The sequence below is a fragment of the Massilia sp. GER05 genome, from assembly GCF_052056005.1.
GTDB lineage: Bacteria > Pseudomonadota > Gammaproteobacteria > Burkholderiales > Burkholderiaceae_D > Telluria > Telluria orientalis.
This window is the reverse complement of the sequence record NZ_CP178858.1, coordinates 2,236,198-2,253,414: the sequence shown is the minus strand read 5'-3', so window position 1 is coordinate 2,253,414 and position 17,217 is coordinate 2,236,198. Positions and strand designations below refer to the sequence as shown.

Annotated in this window: 18 protein-coding genes and 1 other RNA gene; 12 read left to right on the top strand and 7 right to left on the bottom strand. The window is 65.0% G+C overall.

The genetic code is table 11. The annotated features are described in order from the left end of the window. Window positions 1–279: 279 nt before the first annotated feature. The 6 genes from folD to ACL58G_RS10050 all read left to right on the top strand — a co-directional run bounded on the left by folD (window position 280) and on the right by ACL58G_RS10050 (window position 6,066). Window positions 280–1,137, top strand: a complete 858-nt coding sequence (gene folD / locus ACL58G_RS10075; RefSeq protein WP_413382921.1) for a bifunctional methylenetetrahydrofolate dehydrogenase/methenyltetrahydrofolate cyclohydrolase FolD — start codon at window positions 280–282, stop codon at window positions 1,135–1,137. A gap of 146 nt (window positions 1,138–1,283) precedes the next feature. Next, complete coding sequence (locus ACL58G_RS10070) at window positions 1,284–3,386, top strand: M3 family metallopeptidase (protein ID WP_440966628.1); 2,103 nt, start codon at window positions 1,284–1,286, stop codon at window positions 3,384–3,386. Window positions 3,387–3,391: 5 nt separating this feature from the next. Beyond that, window positions 3,392–4,018: a DUF4124 domain-containing protein gene (locus ACL58G_RS10065; RefSeq protein WP_413382917.1), complete on the top strand. Its 627-nt coding sequence runs from the start codon at window positions 3,392–3,394 to the stop codon at window positions 4,016–4,018. Window positions 4,019–4,032: 14 nt separating this feature from the next. Further along, on the top strand, window positions 4,033–4,458 hold the full coding sequence (locus ACL58G_RS10060; protein WP_413385957.1) for a DNA polymerase III subunit chi: 426 nt from the start codon (window positions 4,033–4,035) through the stop codon (window positions 4,456–4,458). Then, window positions 4,455–4,838 carry a hypothetical protein gene (locus ACL58G_RS10055; RefSeq protein ID WP_413382915.1) on the top strand — a complete coding sequence of 128 codons (384 nt, stop codon included), beginning with the start codon at window positions 4,455–4,457 and terminating at the stop codon, window positions 4,836–4,838. Before ACL58G_RS10060 ends, ACL58G_RS10055 begins: the two co-directional genes overlap by 4 nt. Window positions 4,839–4,929: 91 nt before the next feature. Then, entirely contained in the window at window positions 4,930–6,066 is a 1,137-nt protein-coding gene (locus ACL58G_RS10050; RefSeq protein WP_440966625.1) for a branched-chain amino acid ABC transporter substrate-binding protein, read from the top strand. Window positions 6,067–6,172: 106 nt separating this feature from the next. Here ACL58G_RS10050 and ACL58G_RS10045 read toward each other — a convergent pair whose 3' ends face one another. Further along, complete coding sequence (locus ACL58G_RS10045) at window positions 6,173–6,487, bottom strand: c-type cytochrome (RefSeq protein ID WP_259449906.1); 315 nt, start codon at window positions 6,485–6,487, stop codon at window positions 6,173–6,175. A 175-nt stretch (window positions 6,488–6,662) separates the two neighbouring features. On the opposite strand from ACL58G_RS10045, the gene ACL58G_RS10040 reads away from it, so the two are divergent. Beyond that, entirely contained in the window at window positions 6,663–6,887 is a 225-nt protein-coding gene (locus ACL58G_RS10040) for a TIGR04438 family Trp-rich protein (RefSeq protein ID WP_413340530.1), read from the top strand. A 226-nt stretch (window positions 6,888–7,113) separates the two neighbouring features. Here ACL58G_RS10040 and ilvD read toward each other — a convergent pair whose 3' ends face one another. After that, window positions 7,114–8,787: a dihydroxy-acid dehydratase gene (gene ilvD / locus ACL58G_RS10035; protein ID WP_413382913.1), complete on the bottom strand. Its 1,674-nt coding sequence runs from the start codon at window positions 8,785–8,787 to the stop codon at window positions 7,114–7,116. A 116-nt stretch (window positions 8,788–8,903) separates the two neighbouring features. Here ilvD and ACL58G_RS10030 point away from each other — a divergent pair, with 116 nt between their 5' ends. Both ACL58G_RS10030 and lgt read left to right on the top strand, forming a co-directional pair. Then, window positions 8,904–9,791 (top strand): LysR family transcriptional regulator, encoded by an 888-nt coding sequence (locus tag ACL58G_RS10030; protein ID WP_440966622.1) that lies wholly within the window; start codon window positions 8,904–8,906, stop codon window positions 9,789–9,791. A gap of 2 nt (window positions 9,792–9,793) precedes the next feature. Next, a complete protein-coding gene (gene lgt, locus ACL58G_RS10025; protein ID WP_413382909.1) occupies window positions 9,794–10,606 on the top strand; it encodes a prolipoprotein diacylglyceryl transferase in 813 nt (270 codons plus the stop codon). Between the two features lie 228 nt (window positions 10,607–10,834). Here lgt and ACL58G_RS10020 read toward each other — a convergent pair whose 3' ends face one another. The 4 genes from ACL58G_RS10020 to ACL58G_RS10005 all read right to left on the bottom strand — a co-directional run bounded on the left by ACL58G_RS10020 (window position 10,835) and on the right by ACL58G_RS10005 (window position 12,133). Then, on the bottom strand, window positions 10,835–11,299 hold the full coding sequence (locus tag ACL58G_RS10020) for an EVE domain-containing protein (RefSeq protein ID WP_440966620.1): 465 nt from the start codon (window positions 11,297–11,299) through the stop codon (window positions 10,835–10,837). Window positions 11,300–11,369: 70 nt separating this feature from the next. Then, window positions 11,370–11,550: non-coding RNA, 6S RNA (gene ssrS / locus ACL58G_RS10015), on the bottom strand. Window positions 11,551–11,594: 44 nt separating this feature from the next. Then, the gene (locus ACL58G_RS10010) at window positions 11,595–11,906 is read right to left on the bottom strand and encodes a cell division protein ZapA (protein WP_056130616.1); all 312 of its coding nucleotides are present in this window, start codon (window positions 11,904–11,906) and stop codon (window positions 11,595–11,597) included. Next, the gene (locus ACL58G_RS10005) at window positions 11,903–12,133 is read right to left on the bottom strand and encodes a hypothetical protein (protein WP_056130612.1); all 231 of its coding nucleotides are present in this window, start codon (window positions 12,131–12,133) and stop codon (window positions 11,903–11,905) included. The genes ACL58G_RS10010 and ACL58G_RS10005 overlap by 4 nt, the downstream gene beginning before the upstream one ends. A gap of 364 nt (window positions 12,134–12,497) precedes the next feature. Here ACL58G_RS10005 and groES point away from each other — a divergent pair, with 364 nt between their 5' ends. The 3 genes from groES to ACL58G_RS09990 all read left to right on the top strand — a co-directional run bounded on the left by groES (window position 12,498) and on the right by ACL58G_RS09990 (window position 15,055). Further along, complete coding sequence (groES, locus tag ACL58G_RS10000; protein WP_056130611.1) at window positions 12,498–12,788, top strand: co-chaperone GroES; 291 nt, start codon at window positions 12,498–12,500, stop codon at window positions 12,786–12,788. A gap of 38 nt (window positions 12,789–12,826) precedes the next feature. Beyond that, window positions 12,827–14,473 (top strand): chaperonin GroEL, encoded by a 1,647-nt coding sequence (groL, locus tag ACL58G_RS09995; protein WP_413382901.1) that lies wholly within the window; start codon window positions 12,827–12,829, stop codon window positions 14,471–14,473. Between the two features lie 147 nt (window positions 14,474–14,620). Continuing rightward, complete coding sequence (locus tag ACL58G_RS09990; RefSeq protein ID WP_440966617.1) at window positions 14,621–15,055, top strand: hypothetical protein; 435 nt, start codon at window positions 14,621–14,623, stop codon at window positions 15,053–15,055. A 4-nt stretch (window positions 15,056–15,059) separates the two neighbouring features. Here the strand turns inward: ACL58G_RS09990 and ACL58G_RS09985 are convergent, their stop codons facing one another. Further along, the gene (locus tag ACL58G_RS09985) at window positions 15,060–17,180 is read right to left on the bottom strand and encodes a TonB-dependent receptor plug domain-containing protein (protein ID WP_440966615.1); all 2,121 of its coding nucleotides are present in this window, start codon (window positions 17,178–17,180) and stop codon (window positions 15,060–15,062) included. Window positions 17,181–17,217: the final 37 nt, after the last annotated feature.

The window sequence follows — 17,217 nt, the reverse complement described above, 5'->3', positions numbered from 1 at the left end:
AGTGTGGTGCCCCACCCGATCCCGTTTATCCCGGACGTTTGGTGGCGAAAAGACTATCCCTTGAATAAAGCGTGTCGATTCTACCAGTGGAACACTCAATTTTCAAAATATGATATTCAATTTCATAATGTGAGATGAAAGCCATGTCGGACGCATGAAATACGGGTTCCGCCCGACACAGGCACGTCGATAAATATGACAACGAACGCCTCCGGGCGGCGCGCGATACCCTCGTGGGCGCTTATAATTTCGTTTTTGTCCAGCACACGAGCCCCCGCCATGACCGCCCAATTGATCGATGGAGTCAAACTTTCCCAACAACTGCGCGCCGACATCGCCGTCCGCACCGCCGCCCTCACCGCTGCCGGCCACCAGCCCGGCCTGGCCGTGATCATCGTCGGCGACGATCCGGCCAGCCACGTCTACGTGCGCAACAAGGTCAAGGCCTGCGGCGACGTGGGCTTCCACTCCGTGCTGGAAAAGTACGAGGCCGATTTCTCCGAGCAGGCCCTGCTCGACCGCATCGCCGCCCTGAACGCGGATCCGGCCATCCACGGCATCCTCGTGCAGATGCCGCTCCCGAAGCACATCGACGCAACGAAAGTCATCGAAGCCATCGCCACCAGCAAGGACGTGGACGGCTATTCCGTGCTGTCCGCCGGCGAACTGATGGCCGGCCTGGAAGGCTTCCGCCCGTGCACCCCGTACGGCTGCATGAAGCTGATCGAGACGACCGGCGTGAACCTGCGCGGCAAGCATGCCGTCGTGATCGGCCGCAGCAACACGGTCGGCAAGCCGATGGCGCTGCTGCTCTTGCAACAGAATGCCACCGTCACCATCTGCCATAGCGGTACGCCGGACCTGGGCTACCACACCCGCCAGGCGGACGTCGTCGTGGCCGCCGTCGGCCGCCGCAACACGCTGACGGGCGACATGGTCAAGCCGGGCGCCATCGTCATCGACGTGGGCATCAACCGCAACGACGAAGGCAAGCTGTGCGGCGACGTCGACTTCGACAGCGTCAAGGAAGTCGCCGGCCACGTCACGCCGGTGCCGGGTGGCGTGGGTCCGATGACCATCACCATGCTGCTCATGAATACGCTGGAGTCGGCCGAGCGCGTCGCGAAACGCGGCTGAATGCGTCCGCGTGGGCTCGGGGAGCCCACCCAACCGGCAACCATCGTAGGGTGGGCACCCTGTGCCCACGCGACGTATGCGTCGGCGTAACGCACGGTAGGCCCAGGTAGTAAGATGGCGGTGAGATTGAATATAAGGACTCTGACATGACGACCGAAACGACCAATCCCCTCCTCGCGAATCCCCTTCTCGATTTTTCGGGCCTGCCGCGATTCGACCTGATCCGTCCCGAGCATGTGACGCCGGCGATCGAGCAACTGATCGCCGAAGCACGCACCGCCGTGACCCAGGCCGAAGCACCCGCGCAAGGCGCCGTCACGTGGGACAATTTCGTCGTCCCGCTCGAGGAAGCGACGGAACGCCTGGGCCGTGCCTGGGGCGTGGTCAACCACCTGAACCACGTGATGGACACGCCCGAGCTGCGTGCCACCTACAACGAGAACCAGCCGAAGATCACCGAGTTCTGGACGGAGCTGGGCCAGAACGAGGCGCTGTTCGACAAATACAAGCAGCTGCGCGCGAGCGCCGACTTCGCGAACCTGGCGCCGGCCCGCAAGCGCATCGTCGAGAACGCCCTGCGCGACTTCCGCCTGGGCGGCGCCGAGTTGCCGGAGAAACAGAAGGAACGCTTCGCCGAGATCCAGGAAGAGCAGGCGAAACTGTCCACGCGCTTCTCGGAAAACGTGCTGGACGCGACCAACGACTACAAACTGCTCGTCGCCGACGAAGCCGACCTGTCCGGCCTGCCGGACGACGTCAAGGCGGCCGCGCGCGCCGCGGCGGAGCGCGACGGCAAGACCGGCTGGCAATTCAGCCTGCACTTCCCGTCCTATTTCCCGATCCTGCAATTCGCCGACAAGCGCGAACTGCGCGAACAGATCTACCGCGCCAACGCCACCAAGGCATCCGAGATGGGCGCCGTGTTCTCCGAGCTGGAAAAGTGGGACAACACGGGCAACATCGCCCAGCTGCTGAAACTGCGCGACGAGGAGGCGAAGCTGCTCGACTTCCAGAGCTTCGCCCACGTCTCGCTCGAACCGAAGATGGCCGAGACGCCGGAACACGTGATCGAGTTCCTGGAAGACCTCGCCCGCCGCGCCCGTCCGTACGCCGAGAAGGACCTGGCCGAGCTGCGCGCGTTCGCGAAGGGCGAACTGGGCATCGCCGACATGCAGGCGTGGGACGTGACCTATGCGTCGGAAAAGCTGCGCGAGAAGCGCTACGCGTTCTCCGCGCAGGAAGTGAAGGAATACTTCCCGGAGCCGAAGGTCGTCGCCGGCCTGTTCGGCCTGATCTCGAAGCTGTTCGACGTGACGATTTCCCCGGACGACGCCCCGGTCTGGCATCCGGACGTGCGTTTCTTCCGCATCGAGAAGAACGGTCAACTCATCGGCCAGTTCTACCTCGACCTGTACGCGCGTCCGGGCAAAGGCCAGGGCGCGTGGATGGACGACGCGCGCGGGCGCAGGCTCACCACGGGCGGCATCGTGCAGACGCCGATCGCGTACCTGACCTGCAACTTCACGCCGCCGGCGGAGGTCGACGGCAAGCTGCAGCCGTCGCTGTTCACGCACGATGAAGTGACGACGCTGTTCCACGAATTCGGCCACGGCCTGCACCACATGCTGACGGAAGTCGACGAGCTGTCGGTGTCCGGCATCTCGGGCGTGGAATGGGATGCCGTCGAGCTGCCGTCGCAGTTCATGGAAAACTTCTGCTGGGAGTGGGACGTCCTGCAAGGCATGACGGCGCACGTGAAGACGGGCGAGCCGCTGCCGCGCGCGCTGTACGACAAGATGCTCGCGGCGAAGAACTTCCAGTCCGGCATGCAGACGCTGCGCCAGGTCGAGTTCTCGCTGATCGACATGCACCTGCACTACGACTTCGACCCGACCAGCCAGAAGACCGTGCAGGAACTGGTCGACGAGGTACGCACCAGGTTCGCCGTGCTGATCCCGCCGTCGTTCAACCGCTTCCAGCATTCGTTCGGCCACATCTTCGCGGGCGGTTACGCGGCCGGCTATTACAGCTACAAGTGGGCCGAGGTGCTGTCGGCGGACGCGTATGCCGCGTTCGAGGAAGCCGTCGAAGCGGGCGGCGGTTCGCTGCTCGACGAGACGGGCAAGCGCTTCCACCGCGAGATCCTGGCCGTGGGCGGCTCGCGCCCGGCGCTCGAATCGTTCAAGGCCTTCCGCGGCCGCGAACCGAAGATCGACGCGCTGCTGCGCCACAACGGGATGCAGGCCTGAGTCACATGCGTGCCGCCGCCGCATTCGCACTCGTCGCCGCCACTGCCGCCGCGCAGGGCCAGACGTACAAGTGGAAGGATGCGGCCGGCGTCACGCATTACAGCGATACGCCTCCACCGAAAGTAGCGGCCCAGGTGCTGCGTCCGGACAGCCAACCGGTAACGAGTCCGTCGCTGCCGTACGAGCTGGCGCGCGCCGTTCGGCTCCATCCGGTGACCCTGTACACGACGGCCGGCTGCGACGCCTGCGACCAGGGCCGCGCCCTGCTGCGCGCGCGCGGCATCCCGTTCGCGGAAAAGACCGTGAACACGGCGCAAGACCGCGAGCAGCTGCAGCGCGCCGGTGGCAAGGACGAGCTGCCGCTGCTCGCCGTCGGCACCCGCCAGGTGACGGGCTTCGCGGCAGGCGCGTGGAACGACGCGCTCGATGCGGCGTCGTATCCACGCAAGACGATGCTGCCGCCGGGTTACCAGACCGGGAGCGCCGAAGCAGCCGCGCCGGCGAACCTGCCTTCGCCTCCGCCACGATTGCCGGAGGCGAAGGCGCCCGATGCCGCCGCCGCGCAGGCGGAACGGCAACAACCGCGCCAGCAGCCGCAGCCGAAGAAAACGCCACCGGATTTCCAGTTCTGATGACTCCGACTCCCATGACCCGGATCGACTTCCACACCAACATCCCCGACAAGCTCAGCTACGTCTGCCGCCTCGCGCGCAAGGCGTATGCGGCGCGCGCGAAGCTCGTCCTGCTGGCCGACAGCCCGGCGCAGGCGGAAGCGCTGAACGAGGCGCTGTGGACGCTGTCCGGCACCGACTTCATCCCGCACGTGATGGCGGGCGATCCCCTCGCGTCGGAGACGCCGGTGATCGTCACCGCCGACGAACGCGTCGAGCTGCCGCACCGCGACATGCTCGTGAACCTGACGCGCCGCACGCCGGCCGGCTTCGAGCAGTTCGCGCGCGTGTTCGAAATCATCTCGACGGACGAGGAAGACGCCGCCGCCGGCCGCGCGCGCTACGTCGCCTACAAGAAGCAGTCCTATCCGTTGACCCACTTCGTGGCGGGGCAATCATGAGCGATATTCCCTTCAACGACGAAAGCATCCCCGTCCTCACCGAGGTCGTGGCCGAGGTCGTGCCCGAGGTCGTGCCCGAAAGCGCGGCGGCACCGGCCGTGGAAGCACAGCCGGAACCGGAGCAGCCCACCCGGCGCGAGCTCGACGACGACGCCTGGCGCGCCCTCGAGGAACGCCTCGTCGCGCGCGTGCTCGACCGGTTGCAGGACCGCGTCGAACTGGTGCTGGAAGACCAGGTCCGCAGCAGCATGGCGCCCGTGCTGGACCACGTGGTGACGCGGCTCGCGACGGAATTGCGCGACGGTCTGCAGGTGACGGTCGAGCAGGTCGTCGCGCGCGCCGTCGCGCAGGAACTCACGCACCTGCGCTCGCGCGACTGAACGCGATCGCTCTCGCCTTTAGAACGCTTTGCGCGCAGCGTAAATTAGAGTAACTTTGCTCGGCGCACATAACATTCTTCCTGGAGAGAACATGCAGGTCACTACGAAACTCATTCCCTTCGCCATCGCCCTCGCCTTCGCGGGCACGGCGAGCGCGCAGCAAGTGGTCAAGATCGGCCACGTGGCGCCGATCTCCGGCCCCAGCGCCCACCTCGGCAAGGACAACGAGAACGCCGCACGCATGGCGATCGACGAGCTCAACGCGAAGGGCGTCACGCTGAACGGCCAGAAGGTCACGCTGCAACTGATCTCCGAAGACGACGGCGCCGATCCCAAGCAGGGCACGGCGGTGGCGCAGAAGCTCGTCGATGCGAAAGTCAACGGCGTGATCGGCCACCTGAATTCCGGCACCACCGTGCCCGCGTCGAAAATCTACAACGACGCCGGCATCGTGCAGATCTCGCCCGCCACGACGGCCCCCGTCTACACGCGCCAGCACTTCCCGGGCGCATTCCGCGTCGTCGCCAGCGACGCCAAGCTGGGCAGCACGCTGAGCAAGTACGCGATCGACACGCTGCACGCAAAGAACATCGCCATCATCGACGACCGCACGACGTACGGCCAGGGCGTCGCGGACGAGTTCGCGAAGGGCCTGAAAAAGCCGGACATCAAGGTCGTCGGCCGCGAATTCACGAGCGCCACGGCCACCGACTACACGGCGATCCTCACGTCGATCAAGGCCAAGAAGCCGGACCTGATCTTCTTCGGCGGCATGGATTCCGTCGCGGGCCCGATGCTCAAGCAGATGAAGGCGCTCGGCATCACGGCCGTGTTCATGGGCGGCGACGGCATGTGCACGGACGCGCTGGGCCGCCTGGCCGGCGACGGCCTCGGCGAAGGCAAGGTCTATTGCGCGGAAGCGGGCGGCGTAAAAGGTCCGCAGGAAAAAGTCATGGAAGACTTCCGCGCGCGCTACAAGAAGAAGTTCAACATGGACGTGCAGCTGTACGCGCCGTACGTCTACGATTCCGTGATGGTGATGGCGACGGCGATGCAGAACGCGAAATCGGCCGATCCCGCCAAATACCTGCCGGTCCTCAAGAACATCAAGTACGAGGGCGTGACCGGGACGATCCAGTTCGATGCGAACGGCGACATCAAGGATGGCGCGCTGACGCTGTTCACCTACAAGGGCGGCAAGCGGACCAAACTGGACGTCATCCGCTAGTTCGTTTTCCTCGCAATAAAAAAGCGCGCCTGCAAAACATGGCGCGCTTTTAGCCAACATGACGCGAACGTCACGCGTGGGCTCGATGAGCCCACCCTGCCGCGAATTATTTCTGCGCCAGGACCCACTTGACCAGCGTGTGCGCTTCCGCTTCGCTGACTTGCGGGTTGGCCGGCATCGGGACCGGACCCCAGACACCCGAACCACCCTTCAGGACCTTGGCAACCAGCTTGCCTTCGGCATCTTTCTGGCCTGCGTATTTGGCGGCGACGTCCTTGTAGGCCGGGCCGACCAGCTTGGTTTGCACGGAGTGGCAAGCCATGCAATTCTTGGCCTTCGCCAGGGCGGCCGCGTCTTGCGCGAAGGCGCCGGTCGAAGCCAGGGCAGAGACTGCAGCGAACAACATCATGGTACGTTTCATCGACTCTCTCCAGTTGGGGGCATTTCTTTAATTCGAATTCTATCGTGTTTCCCAGCGCATAGCGGCTTGGACATACCTGGTAACGGATGATACAGATTGTCGTTGACCAGATGGCAGTATTCCGTTGCTTATCAGCAGCACTGTTGTAACATGGCCGCTCGAAAGGAATTCCGTTATGCCCCTGATCCTGCTGATCCTCGTCCTCGTCGTCCTGCGCTATTTCGAGGTCTGGCGCTTCGCCGAACTGTCCTGGTGGTGGATCGTCGGCCTGATGGTCGCCGGTTTCATCTGGTTCGAGTTCATCGAAAAGATGCTGGGCCTCGACAAGCGCAAGGCCCACGACCTCGACGAAAAGCGGCGCAAGGAGCGCGTCAAGCAGAGCTTCGGCAAGCGCAAATAAGGCGCCCGGCAGCTTAACACGCGTGCTTTGTTGGCGAACAGGCCATGTGGCGTATATGACATGTTCTCCGAGCGTATGAACGTACGAACGTGTCAATGCATACGAACATGTCAACGTCGCCCCCGCGAAGGCGGGGGCCCAAGTTGCACGCGTATCGCCAGCTCATGAGAAATTGAGTCCCCGCCTACGCGGGGACGACGGCTCAACGCGCTCCGACTTCGGATGCTCAGCAGGTCACCGCCCCCTTGCTCGCCGGCTGCGCAAGCGCCGCAAACTTGGCCAGCACCCCACGCGTATAACGCGGCGCCGGCCGCACCCACGCCGCGCGCCGGCGGGCGATCTCGTCGTCCGGCACGTTCAGCTGGATCAGCTGCCGGTGCGCGTCGATCGTGATCGAATCCCCTTCCTGCACGAGCGCGATCGTGCCGCCCTCGAACGCTTCCGGCGCCACATGGCCCACGACCATGCCCCACGTCCCGCCGGAAAAGCGACCGTCCGTGACCAGCCCGACGGATTCGCCGAGTCCCTTGCCGATCAGCGCCGCGGTCGGCGCCAGCATCTCCGGCATGCCGGGGCCGCCGCGCGGGCCCAGGTAGCGCAGCACGAGCACGTCGCCCGGGTTGATCTTGTTCGCGAGGATCGTGTCCATCGCACTGTACTCGTCGTCGAACACGCGCGCCGGCCCCGTGATCACGGGATTCTTCAGGCCCGTGATCTTGGCCACGCAGCCTTCCGGCGACAGATTCCCCTTCAGGATCGCCAGGTGCCCTTCGCTGTACAACGCCCGGTCCAGCGGACGGATGACGTCCTGCCCTGCCGGCGGCACGGACGGCACGTTCGCCAGTTCCTCCGCCAGCGTGCGGCCCGTGATGGTGATGCAATCGCCGTGCAGCAGGCCCGCGTCCAGCAGCAGCTTCATCACCTGCGGGATGCCGCCCGCCTGGTGCAGGTCCGTCGCGACGTATTCGCCCGACGGCTTCAGGTTGCAGATCACGGGCACCTTGCGGCGCACTCTCTCGAAATCGTCGATCGTCCATTCCACCTCGGCCGCGTGCGCGATGGCGAGGTAGTGCAGCACGGCATTCGTCGAGCCGCCGGTCGCCATGATCACCGCCACCGCGTTCTCGATCGATCGTCTCGTGATGATGTCGCGCGGCTTCAGGTCGCGCTTGACGGCTTCCACGAGCACGCGCGCCGACTCCGCCGCCGATCCCACCTTCTCGTCGTCCGGATTGGCCATCGTCGACGAGTACAGCAGCGACATCCCGAGCGCCTCGAACGACGACGACATCGTGTTCGCCGTGTACATGCCGCCGCACGACCCGGACGACGGGCAGGCATTGCGCTCGATGCCGTCGAAATCCTCCTGGCTCATGCGCCCCGCCGTGAATTCGCCGACGGCCTCGAACGCCGACACGATCGTCAGGTCCTTGCCCTTCCAGTGCCCCGGCCTGATCGTGCCGCCGTACACGTAGATGCCGGGGACGTTCGTGCGCGCCAGCGCGATCATCCCGCCCGGCATGTTCTTGTCGCAGCCGCCGATCACGACGACGCCGTCCATCCACTGGCCGTTGACGCACGTCTCGATGCAGTCGGCGATCACCTCGCGCGAAATCAGCGAGAACTTCATGCCCTCCGTCCCCATCGACATGCCGTCGGAAATGGTGGGGGTGCCGAACACCTGCGGATTCGCACCGGCATCGCGGATGGTGGCGATGGCCACGTCGGCCAGTTTCTGCAGGCCCGAGTTGCAGGGCGTGATCGTGGAATGGCCGTTGGCGACGCCGATCATCGGCTTGTCGAAATCCTCCTTGCGATAGCCCATCGCGTAATACATCGAGCGGTTCGGGCTGCGGGCGACGCCTTCGGTCACGTGGCGGGAACGGCGGTTGTAAGGCATGGTCGGCTCCTGATGGGACGATTTTCCCAGCATGCCGCGCGGACCGGCTCGCGTCAAATGGGCGGTCACGCGTGCTTCTGATATGCTGCGCGAATCACAGACACGCCACCCATACGATGAACATCGAAACGCGCCAGCTGCGCTACTTCGTCACCGTGGCCGAGGAATTGCATTTCGGCCGCGCCGCCGCGCGCCTGCACATGACGCAGCCGCCGCTGTCGCAGGCGATCGCCGCACTGGAGGACGGCCTCGGCACCGCGCTGTTCCTGCGCAACCGCCGCACGGTCGCGCTGACGCCGGCCGGCAGCGCCCTGCTGCCCGAAGCCCGCCGCATCCTGAACGAGGCCGCCCTGCTGCCCGAACTGGCGCGGCGCGCTGCCAGCGGGGCAGCGGGACGGCTGGCGCTCGCGTTCATCACCTCGGCCGACTACAGCGTGCTGCCGCCGTTCCTGCGCCGCTACAGCGAACGCTATCCGGGCGTGCAGCTGTCGTTGCAGGAAGCGACGTCGGATGTGCAGGTGGACGAACTGCTGCGCGGCCGCATCGACGCCGGCCTCCTGATCCCCCCGCTGCCCGACCGCGCGCGCGCCGAGCTCGATTACATGAAGGTGCTGGACGAGCCGCTGATCCTGTGCGCGCCCGCGGGACTGCTGCGCAAGAAGGGGCCGGTCGCGCTGCGCCACCTGCCCGCCCTGCCATTGATTATTTTTCCGCGCGAGATCTCGCCCGCGCTGCACGACGCCATCCTGTCCTGCTTCCGTGAAGCCGGCATTACGCCGGCCATCGGCCAGCAGGCGATCCAGATGCAAACGATCGTCAGTCTGGTCTCCGCAGGCATGGGGTTGGCACTTGTGCCACAATCCGTGTCGAACCTGATGCGGCCGGGCGTAGAATACCGTGCCCTCGCCGACGCGACCCCGCTGGTCGAGACCGGCATCGCATGGCGCCGCGATAATCCTTCGCCGGTGCTCAAGGGCTTCCTGGAACTACTGAGGACAATTTAATTATGCTCGTTCACCCGCAACCGAACCCGGTCGCCTTCAGCATCGGCCCCGTCGACATCCACTGGTACGGGATCATGTACGTGGTCGCCTTCGCCCTGTTCATCCTGCTCGGCCGCGTCCGCATCAAGACGCAGGCCCACGTGCAGGCGCAGGGCTGGACCAACACCGACCTCGACGACATGCTGTTCTACGGGATGCTGGGCGTGGTGATCGGCGGACGCCTCGGCGAAGTGCTGTTCTACCGCCCGGACTATTATTTCTCGCACCCGGCCGAGATCTTCATGACGTGGCACGGCGGCATGTCGTACCACGGCGGCTTCCTCGGCGTGCTGATCGCGATGGCGCTGTGGGCCAGGAAGCGCGGCCGCAACCTGCTCGACGTGTACGATTTCATCGCGCCCATGGTCCCCATCGGCTATGCGTGCGGCCGTCTCGGTAATTTCATCAACGCGGAGCTGCCGGGTCGCCTGGCCGATCCGAACCTGCCGTGGGCGATGCTGTGGCCGGGCGTGGAAGGGCTGCGCCATCCATCGCCGCTGTACCAGATGCTCGTCGACGGCATCCTCGTCTTCGTGATCATGTGGCTGTTCGCGCGCAAGCCGCGGCCGCGCCTCGCCGTCGGTGCGCTCTACACGCTGCTGTATGGCTGCGCGCGTTTCTTCACGGAGTATTTCCGCGTGCCCGATTGGGAGACGCATGTGATGGGGTTGCCGATCACGTCGGGGCAGGTGTTGTCGCTGCCGATGATCGTGGCGGGGCTCATTATGTTGGGGTGGGCGTATTCCGGTGCGAACAAGCGGGCCGTTCACGCCTGACCATCTGCGAACGTCCGCGTGGGCACGGGGTGCCCACCCTACGACTGACCATCTGCGAACGTCCGCGTGGGCACGGGGTGCCCACCCTACGACTGACCATCTGTGAACGTCCGCGTGGGCACGGGGTGCCCACCTACGACTGACCATCTGCGAACGTCCGCGTGGGCACGGGGTGCCCACCCTACGACTCCGATCATCGTAGGGTGGGCTCCCCGAGCCCACCAAGCGTCACGCAACGCCCATCATCTCCAGCACCTTGTCCCACTGCCCTTTCGTGACCGGTGAAATGGACAACCTGCTGCCCTTCTGCAGCAGCACCATGTCTTCCAGCGCCGGCACGCCACGCATCTCGGTCAGCGGCAGATAACGCCCTTCCGTCACCGCCGTCACGTCGACGGAGATCCAGCGCGGCTGCTCGCGCGTCGCCTTTGGATCGAAATAATGGCTGGAAGGGTCGAACTGCGACGCATCGGGATACGCGCCGCTGGCCACCTTCGCGATGCCCGCCACGCCCGGCACCGCGCAACTGGAGTGATAGAACAGGACGCCGTCGCCGACCTCCATCTGGTCGCGCATGAAATTGCGGGCCTGGTAGTTGCGCACGCCGAACCAGGCGACCGTCTTGCCGGGCGCCTTGAGGACGTCGGCGAAACTCACTTCATCGGGTTCGGATTTCATCAACCAGTAGCGCATGCGCGGGTCTCCATTCGTCAGCACAAATGAAAAAGCGGCTGCGAACTTATCGTACGCAACCGCTTCGGAATATATCCCCGCCTGTGCCGTTTTTGCCGGCATCCCGAACCTGATGGCTCAAGGTGGTCGTAGTCAGTTCAATTTCGGGTTCGTCGAACTAGCGACGATCGCGCCCACCAAACATGTTCCACAACCTATGCGAAAGAATGGTTCAAGGAATATATGGCAAATCTCGAACACCGCAGGGTAGACGGCAGTTTACTACGATGGCCGGGCATGTCAAACGTTTTTAGGCTCAGGCCAGGTTTTGGTCGGCCGAGAGTGCGGCATCCAACACCGTGTGCATCGCCTCGAGTTTCTGCTTGACTTCCAGGATCGTCAGGTCCGCCAAGGGTCCCTGCGGCGCTTTCACGGACAGGAATTCGGCGGCCACCGACAGCGCCGCCATCACGGCGATGCGGTCCGTGCCCTTGACCTTGCCCGAGTCGCGCAATGCACACATTTTGCCGTCGAGATAGGCCACGGCTTCGCGCAGCGTCTTCTCTTCGCCGTCGCGGCACGCCAGGCGATACGGCAAGCCCATGATGGTTACGTCCAGTTGGATCATTGCGGGGCCTCGGCGTCGTCGGTCGTCGTTTCGGGCGCGGGTTCGAGGTGCGCCAGCAGGGCTTCGACGCGCTGCTGGGCCGCGATCAGCCGGTTCTTGAAGTCGACGTTTTCCGCGCTGAGCAAGGCGTTCGCCTGGCGCAGCAAATAGTTCTCGCTGCGCAGCGCCTGGGTCAACTGGGCGAGCCGGTCGATCTTATCGGAGAGGTCTTGGAATTCGGAAATCATCCGTAACTATAGGATCGTCTTGAATTTTTCGTCAACAGGCGCGCGCTCCCGTGCGATCGTGCGCCCTGTCGCGGACGTTCGATGTTACCCTCATGTGCTTATGCATTCATCAACCGCCGCCCGGTCGCGCATCCGGCGGCGCGCCTTCCGTATTGTCCCGGCCCGTCCGAATCGGTTGCGAAACCGCAAAAAATTCCGTTAAAACCCGAACACTGTGGCTTGAAATGCCAAATTATCGTCCCTATAATTAGCACTCGTTAGTAGAGAGTGCTAACAAACCTTTCTACGCCGCAGTGAGTCGATCCCGAGGATGGCTGGCTGCGGTCCCTGGATAGCTCGTCAAACCAACTAAAAGGAGTTTTGCATGAACCTTCGCCCATTGCACGATCGCGTGATCGTGAAGCGTCTCGACCAGGAAACCAAGACTGCATCCGGCCTGATCATCCCCGATGCGGCGGCCGAGAAGCCGGACCAAGGTGAAGTGCTGGCCGTTGGCAACGGCAAAGTGCAAGAGAACGGCAACGTCCGTCCGCTGGAAGTGAAAGTCGGCGACCGCGTCCTGTTCGGCAAGTACTCGGGCCAGGCCGTCAAGGTCAACGGCGAAGAGCTGCTGGTCATGCGCGAAGAAGACATCATGGCCGTCGTGGCCCAGTAATTCGTCCAATAACTTCCTGAAAAATCGGAGAATCAAATATGGCAGCTAAAGATGTAGTGTTCGGCGACGTAGCACGCGCCAAGATGGTCGAGGGTGTCAACATCCTGGCCAACGCAGTCAAAGTCACCCTGGGCCCGAAAGGCCGCAACGTCGTGCTGGAACGTTCGTTCGGCGCCCCGACCGTCACCAAGGACGGTGTCTCGGTCGCCAAAGAGATCGAACTGAAAGACAAGCTCATGAACATGGGCGCGCAGATGGTGAAGGAAGTCGCATCGAAGACCAGCGACAACGCCGGTGACGGCACCACCACCGCGACCGTGCTGGCGCAAGCCATCGTCCGCGAAGGCATGAAGTTCGTTGCCGCCGGCATGAACCCGATGGACCTGAAGCGCGGCATCGACAAGGCCGTCGCCGCCACCGTCGAAGAACTGAAGAAGATCGCCAAGCCGACCACGACCTCGAAAGAGATCGCGCAAGTCGGTACCATCTCGGCCAACTCGGATTCGTCCGTCGGCGAGCGCATCGCCGAGGCGATGGAAAAAGTCGGCAAGGAAGGCGTCATCACCGTCGAAGACGGCAAGTCGCTGAACGACGAGCTGGACATCGTGGAAGGCATGCAGTTCGACCGCGGCTACCTGTCGCCGTACTTCATCAACAACCCGGACAAGCAGGTTGCCGTTCACGAGAACCCGTTCGTCCTGCTGTGCGACAAGAAGATCTCGAACATCCGTGACCTGCTGCCGGTGCTGGAGCAAGTCGCCAAGGCTGGCCGTCCGCTGGTCATCGTCGCCGAAGACATCGAAGGCGAAGCGCTGGCGACCCTGGTCGTCAACAACATCCGCGGCATCCTGAAGACCGTTGCAGTGAAAGCCCCGGGCTTCGGCGACCGTCGCAAGGCCATGCTGGAAGACATCGCCATCCTGACCGGCGGCCAGGTGATCGCGGAAGAAGTCGGCCTGACCCTGGAAAAGGTCACGCTGAACGAACTGGGCCAGGCCAAGCGTATCGAAGTCGGCAAGGAAAACACCATCATCATCGATGGCGCCGGTGCCGCCGAAGCGATCGAAGCGCGCGTCAAGCAGATCCGCATCCAGATCGAAGAAGCGACCTCGGACTACGACCGTGAGAAGCTGCAGGAGCGCGTGGCCAAGCTGGCCGGCGGTGTTGCCGTGATCCGCGTCGGTGCCGCGACCGAAGTCGAAATGAAAGAGAAGAAAGCACGCGTGGAAGACGCGCTGCACGCCACCCGCGCTGCCGTCGAAGAAGGCATCGTCCCGGGCGGCGGCGTGGCCCTGCTGCGCGCCCGCGCCGCACTGCAGGTCAAGGGCGACAACCCGGACCAGGAAGCCGGCATCAAGATCGTCCTGCGCGCGATGGAAGAGCCGCTGCGCATGATCGTCCAGAACGCCGGTGAAGAGCCGTCCGTCGTCGTCGCCGCCGTCATCAACGGCCAGGGCAACTACGGCTACAACGCCTCGAACGGCACCTATGGCGACATGGTCGAAATGGGCGTGCTGGATCCGGCCAAGGTCACCCGCTCGGCCCTGCAGAACGCAGCGTCGATCGCCGGCCTGATGCTGACCACCGACTGCATGGTCTCGGAAGTCGTCGAAGACAAGCCGGCCGCTGGCGGCATGGGTGGCATGGGCGGCATGGGCGGCATGGGCATGGACGGCATGATGTAATAGCCGGTCCCCGCGCCGTACTACGTCGCACCGGAAGCCCGCAGGGTTCGCGCCCTGCGGGCTTTTTCTTTTGTCCGGACTAACCGTGCGAGCCTTGAACCGCAGCCGCTGCATACTGGCGGCATCGACTTGCAAAGCGGAGGCACCATGGCGGCAGTGAACCTGGACGAACTCGAACACGCGGCCCTCGTCGTCGACGATGGCGAAGGCCGCGCGAAAGCGCTCGTCGCGCGCGCGACGGGCATGATCCATTTGCTCAACGACGACTACATGGACGAGGAAGCGCCAATGCCGGCCGACGCGGGCGCCGGCAGGAGCACGGAAGAAAGCGACTACGTGGCCGTGCCGCCCGCGAGCACGCTCGGCATCGGCGACCAGCTCGTGTTCCGCTTCGCCGCCGCGCACCTCGCGGGCGACCAGGCAACGATCCACGACCTCGTCCGCACCGAGGACACGGACGGCTTCGAGCGCCTGCTCGACGAACGCGGCGCCACCGAGTCGTGGCAACGCTTCCGCACCGAGGAAACGCAGACCGCGCTGCGCCGCTGGTGCGACGAGCACGGGCTGCGGGTCAGCGGCTGACGGCTCAGAACCGGGCCTCGAACGCCGCGCGCACACTGGGGCGGCGTACGTTGACGATACGGTTGCGCAGCACGCCGTCCAGCGTCGCGTAGCTGCTGTCGTTGACGAAGTCCGAGCCGAGCACGTTCACGGCCGTCACGCGCAGTGTCGATCCCGCGCCCAGTTTCCAGGCCGCGTAGATGTCGAGGTCACGCTGCGCGTGCAGGTACACCATCTGGTTCGTGGAAACGCGCACCGTGCCGCCCTGGCGAAACGCGAAGTTGACACCGGCCGAGAACCGGTTGCGCCGCCAGTCGGCGCCGAGGTTGGCGGACAGCGGCACCTGCTGGTTGAGCCGGTTGTCCGGGCCCCGCACGCCATCCACGTGCGACCAGTTGCGCGCGACGTCGCCGCGCAGTTCCAGCGTCCGCACCGGGAAATGCGTTTCGAGTTGGAGCGTGCGCGTCGTCGCGCTGCCGACGTTTTCCGGCTGCGACACCCAACGGCCTGCGGCCGCATCGAAGCGGACCAGGTTGCGCGTGGTGTCGTCGATGCGGCGCTGCGATGCGCTCACCGAGAACAGCGCGCCCGGTGCCCATTCGCGTTCATAGGCCGCATCGATGGCGAGCGCCAGTTCCGGCTTCAGGTTCGGGTTGCCCTGCACGTCCGGCTCGACCTGGCTGTTGTTCACGGTCGTGTAGCGGTGCGGCAGCAGCGCCTCCATGCCGGGCGCCTTGTACGTGCGCGCGACGGCGAGGCGCACACGGTCGTTGCGCTTCCCCGGCAATTGATACAGCGTCTGGACGATGGGACTGAACACGCTCGACCACGACCGCGCGCTGCCGAAGCCGGCGCCGTCGGCACGGATGCGCACGCCCTCCCAGCGCGTGCCGAGATAGGCCGACCAGGCGGGCGTTACCTGCCACTCGTCCTGTGCGTACAAGGCCAAACGCGTGACGGTGCCCGTGTAGCGCTCGTCGCCGTGCGGGATGACGAGCGATGGCTGCGTCGGATCGCGTTCGCGGCGGGCGTCCTCGCGGTGCGCGCGGCCGGCGTCCCAGCCGACGGCCAGCGCGTGGCCTTCCCACAGCGGCAAGGTCGCCTTGCCGGTCGTGCCGACGTCGCGGTCATGGCCCGTCGAGTCGATGTCGCGGCGGAGTGATCCGACGGCCGGATTGCCGCCCGCATCGCGGTCGCTGCCATTGTCCGTGTGGCCGCCGGAGGCATTGAACTTCGTCTCCAGCTGGCCCCCGCCTTCGAAGCGGTGCACCCACTCGAGCGCCGCGCGCACCGAGCCCATGTCGTTGCTCATGCGGATGTCCTGGCGCGGATACGGCGCCGCCTCGCCCAGCCATGTCGTCACCGGAGAACGGACGCCGACGCGGAAGCGGTTCAATGTCGCGAGTCCCTCCAGCGCGAGCGTGTCGCCGCCGTCCAATGTCCACGCGAGCCGGGGCACGAGGCTCAGCGTCGCCAGGTGACCGTGTTCCCGGCTGGCCGTCGTGCGCAGCAAGGTCGGGCGGCCAGCCGCGTCGAATCCTTCCTCGCGTGCGGGCACGTCGCCATCGAAGTCGTTGCGCATCGCCTCCAGCGCGAGCGAATACGAGAACCGGTCGCGCTTGTCCGCCACGCGCAGGCTCGCATTCGGGCTGCGCGTGTCGCGGCCCGCTTCGATACCGGCCTTGAATTCGCGCTCCCGGGTCCGGACGACCTTCTTCAGCACGATGTTGATGGTGCCCGCGATGGCCTGGGTCGGCAGGTCCGCACTGGCCGCGCGCCGCACCTCGATGCGCTCGACGGCATCGGGCGCCAGCGTGTCGAACGCGACGCCGGGCGGCACGCGTTCGCCGTCGACGAGCACCTGCGTATAGCCGTTGCCCAGTCCCTGCAGCCGCACCTCGCCGCCGCGCCCGGCGGCACGGCTCACCGTCACACCCGGTATCCGCTTGAGGGCGTCGAGCAGGTTCGTGTCGCCGTATTTCACGAGGTCCTCGTGGCGGACGACGATGCGGGCCGCGGTGTCGTCGCGGCGCGGGTCGTAGTCGGTCGCTTTGCCGCGCACGTCGACTTGCGCGGGCGGGGTGTCCTGCGCCAGGGCGGAGGCCGACACGATCAGAGAGGCAAGGATGGTGCGGCGTGGCGACATGGAACCCCGGCTGGTTGATTGTTCAATATGACAGCCG

Excerpts from the sequence above, each read along its gene's own strand:
- ACL58G_RS10050 (WP_440966625.1), top strand. The coding sequence starts at position 4,930 with ATGCAGGTCACTACGAAACTCATTCCCTTCGCCATCGCCCTCGCCTTC.
- ACL58G_RS10010 (WP_056130616.1), bottom strand. The coding sequence starts at position 11,906 with ATGATCCAACTGGACGTAACCATCATGGGCTTGCCGTATCGCCTGGCG.
- ACL58G_RS09985 (WP_440966615.1), bottom strand. The coding sequence starts at position 17,180 with ATGTCGCCACGCCGCACCATCCTTGCCTCTCTGATCGTGTCGGCCTCC.
- ACL58G_RS10065 (WP_413382917.1), top strand. The coding sequence starts at position 3,392 with ATGCGTGCCGCCGCCGCATTCGCACTCGTCGCCGCCACTGCCGCCGCG.
- ACL58G_RS10060 (WP_413385957.1), top strand. The coding sequence starts at position 4,033 with ATGACCCGGATCGACTTCCACACCAACATCCCCGACAAGCTCAGCTAC.
- ACL58G_RS10055 (WP_413382915.1), top strand. The coding sequence starts at position 4,455 with ATGAGCGATATTCCCTTCAACGACGAAAGCATCCCCGTCCTCACCGAG.
- ACL58G_RS10070 (WP_440966628.1), top strand. The coding sequence starts at position 1,284 with ATGACGACCGAAACGACCAATCCCCTCCTCGCGAATCCCCTTCTCGAT.
- ACL58G_RS09990 (WP_440966617.1), top strand. The coding sequence starts at position 14,621 with ATGGCGGCAGTGAACCTGGACGAACTCGAACACGCGGCCCTCGTCGTC.
- folD (WP_413382921.1), top strand. The coding sequence starts at position 280 with ATGACCGCCCAATTGATCGATGGAGTCAAACTTTCCCAACAACTGCGC.
- ACL58G_RS10005 (WP_056130612.1), bottom strand. The coding sequence starts at position 12,133 with ATGATTTCCGAATTCCAAGACCTCTCCGATAAGATCGACCGGCTCGCC.
- ilvD (WP_413382913.1), bottom strand. The coding sequence starts at position 8,787 with ATGCCTTACAACCGCCGTTCCCGCCACGTGACCGAAGGCGTCGCCCGC.
- ACL58G_RS10045 (WP_259449906.1), bottom strand. The coding sequence starts at position 6,487 with ATGAAACGTACCATGATGTTGTTCGCTGCAGTCTCTGCCCTGGCTTCG.
- groES (WP_056130611.1), top strand. The coding sequence starts at position 12,498 with ATGAACCTTCGCCCATTGCACGATCGCGTGATCGTGAAGCGTCTCGAC.
- ACL58G_RS10040 (WP_413340530.1), top strand. The coding sequence starts at position 6,663 with ATGCCCCTGATCCTGCTGATCCTCGTCCTCGTCGTCCTGCGCTATTTC.
- lgt (WP_413382909.1), top strand. The coding sequence starts at position 9,794 with ATGCTCGTTCACCCGCAACCGAACCCGGTCGCCTTCAGCATCGGCCCC.
- groL (WP_413382901.1), top strand. The coding sequence starts at position 12,827 with ATGGCAGCTAAAGATGTAGTGTTCGGCGACGTAGCACGCGCCAAGATG.
- ACL58G_RS10030 (WP_440966622.1), top strand. The coding sequence starts at position 8,904 with ATGAACATCGAAACGCGCCAGCTGCGCTACTTCGTCACCGTGGCCGAG.
- ACL58G_RS10020 (WP_440966620.1), bottom strand. The coding sequence starts at position 11,299 with ATGCGCTACTGGTTGATGAAATCCGAACCCGATGAAGTGAGTTTCGCC.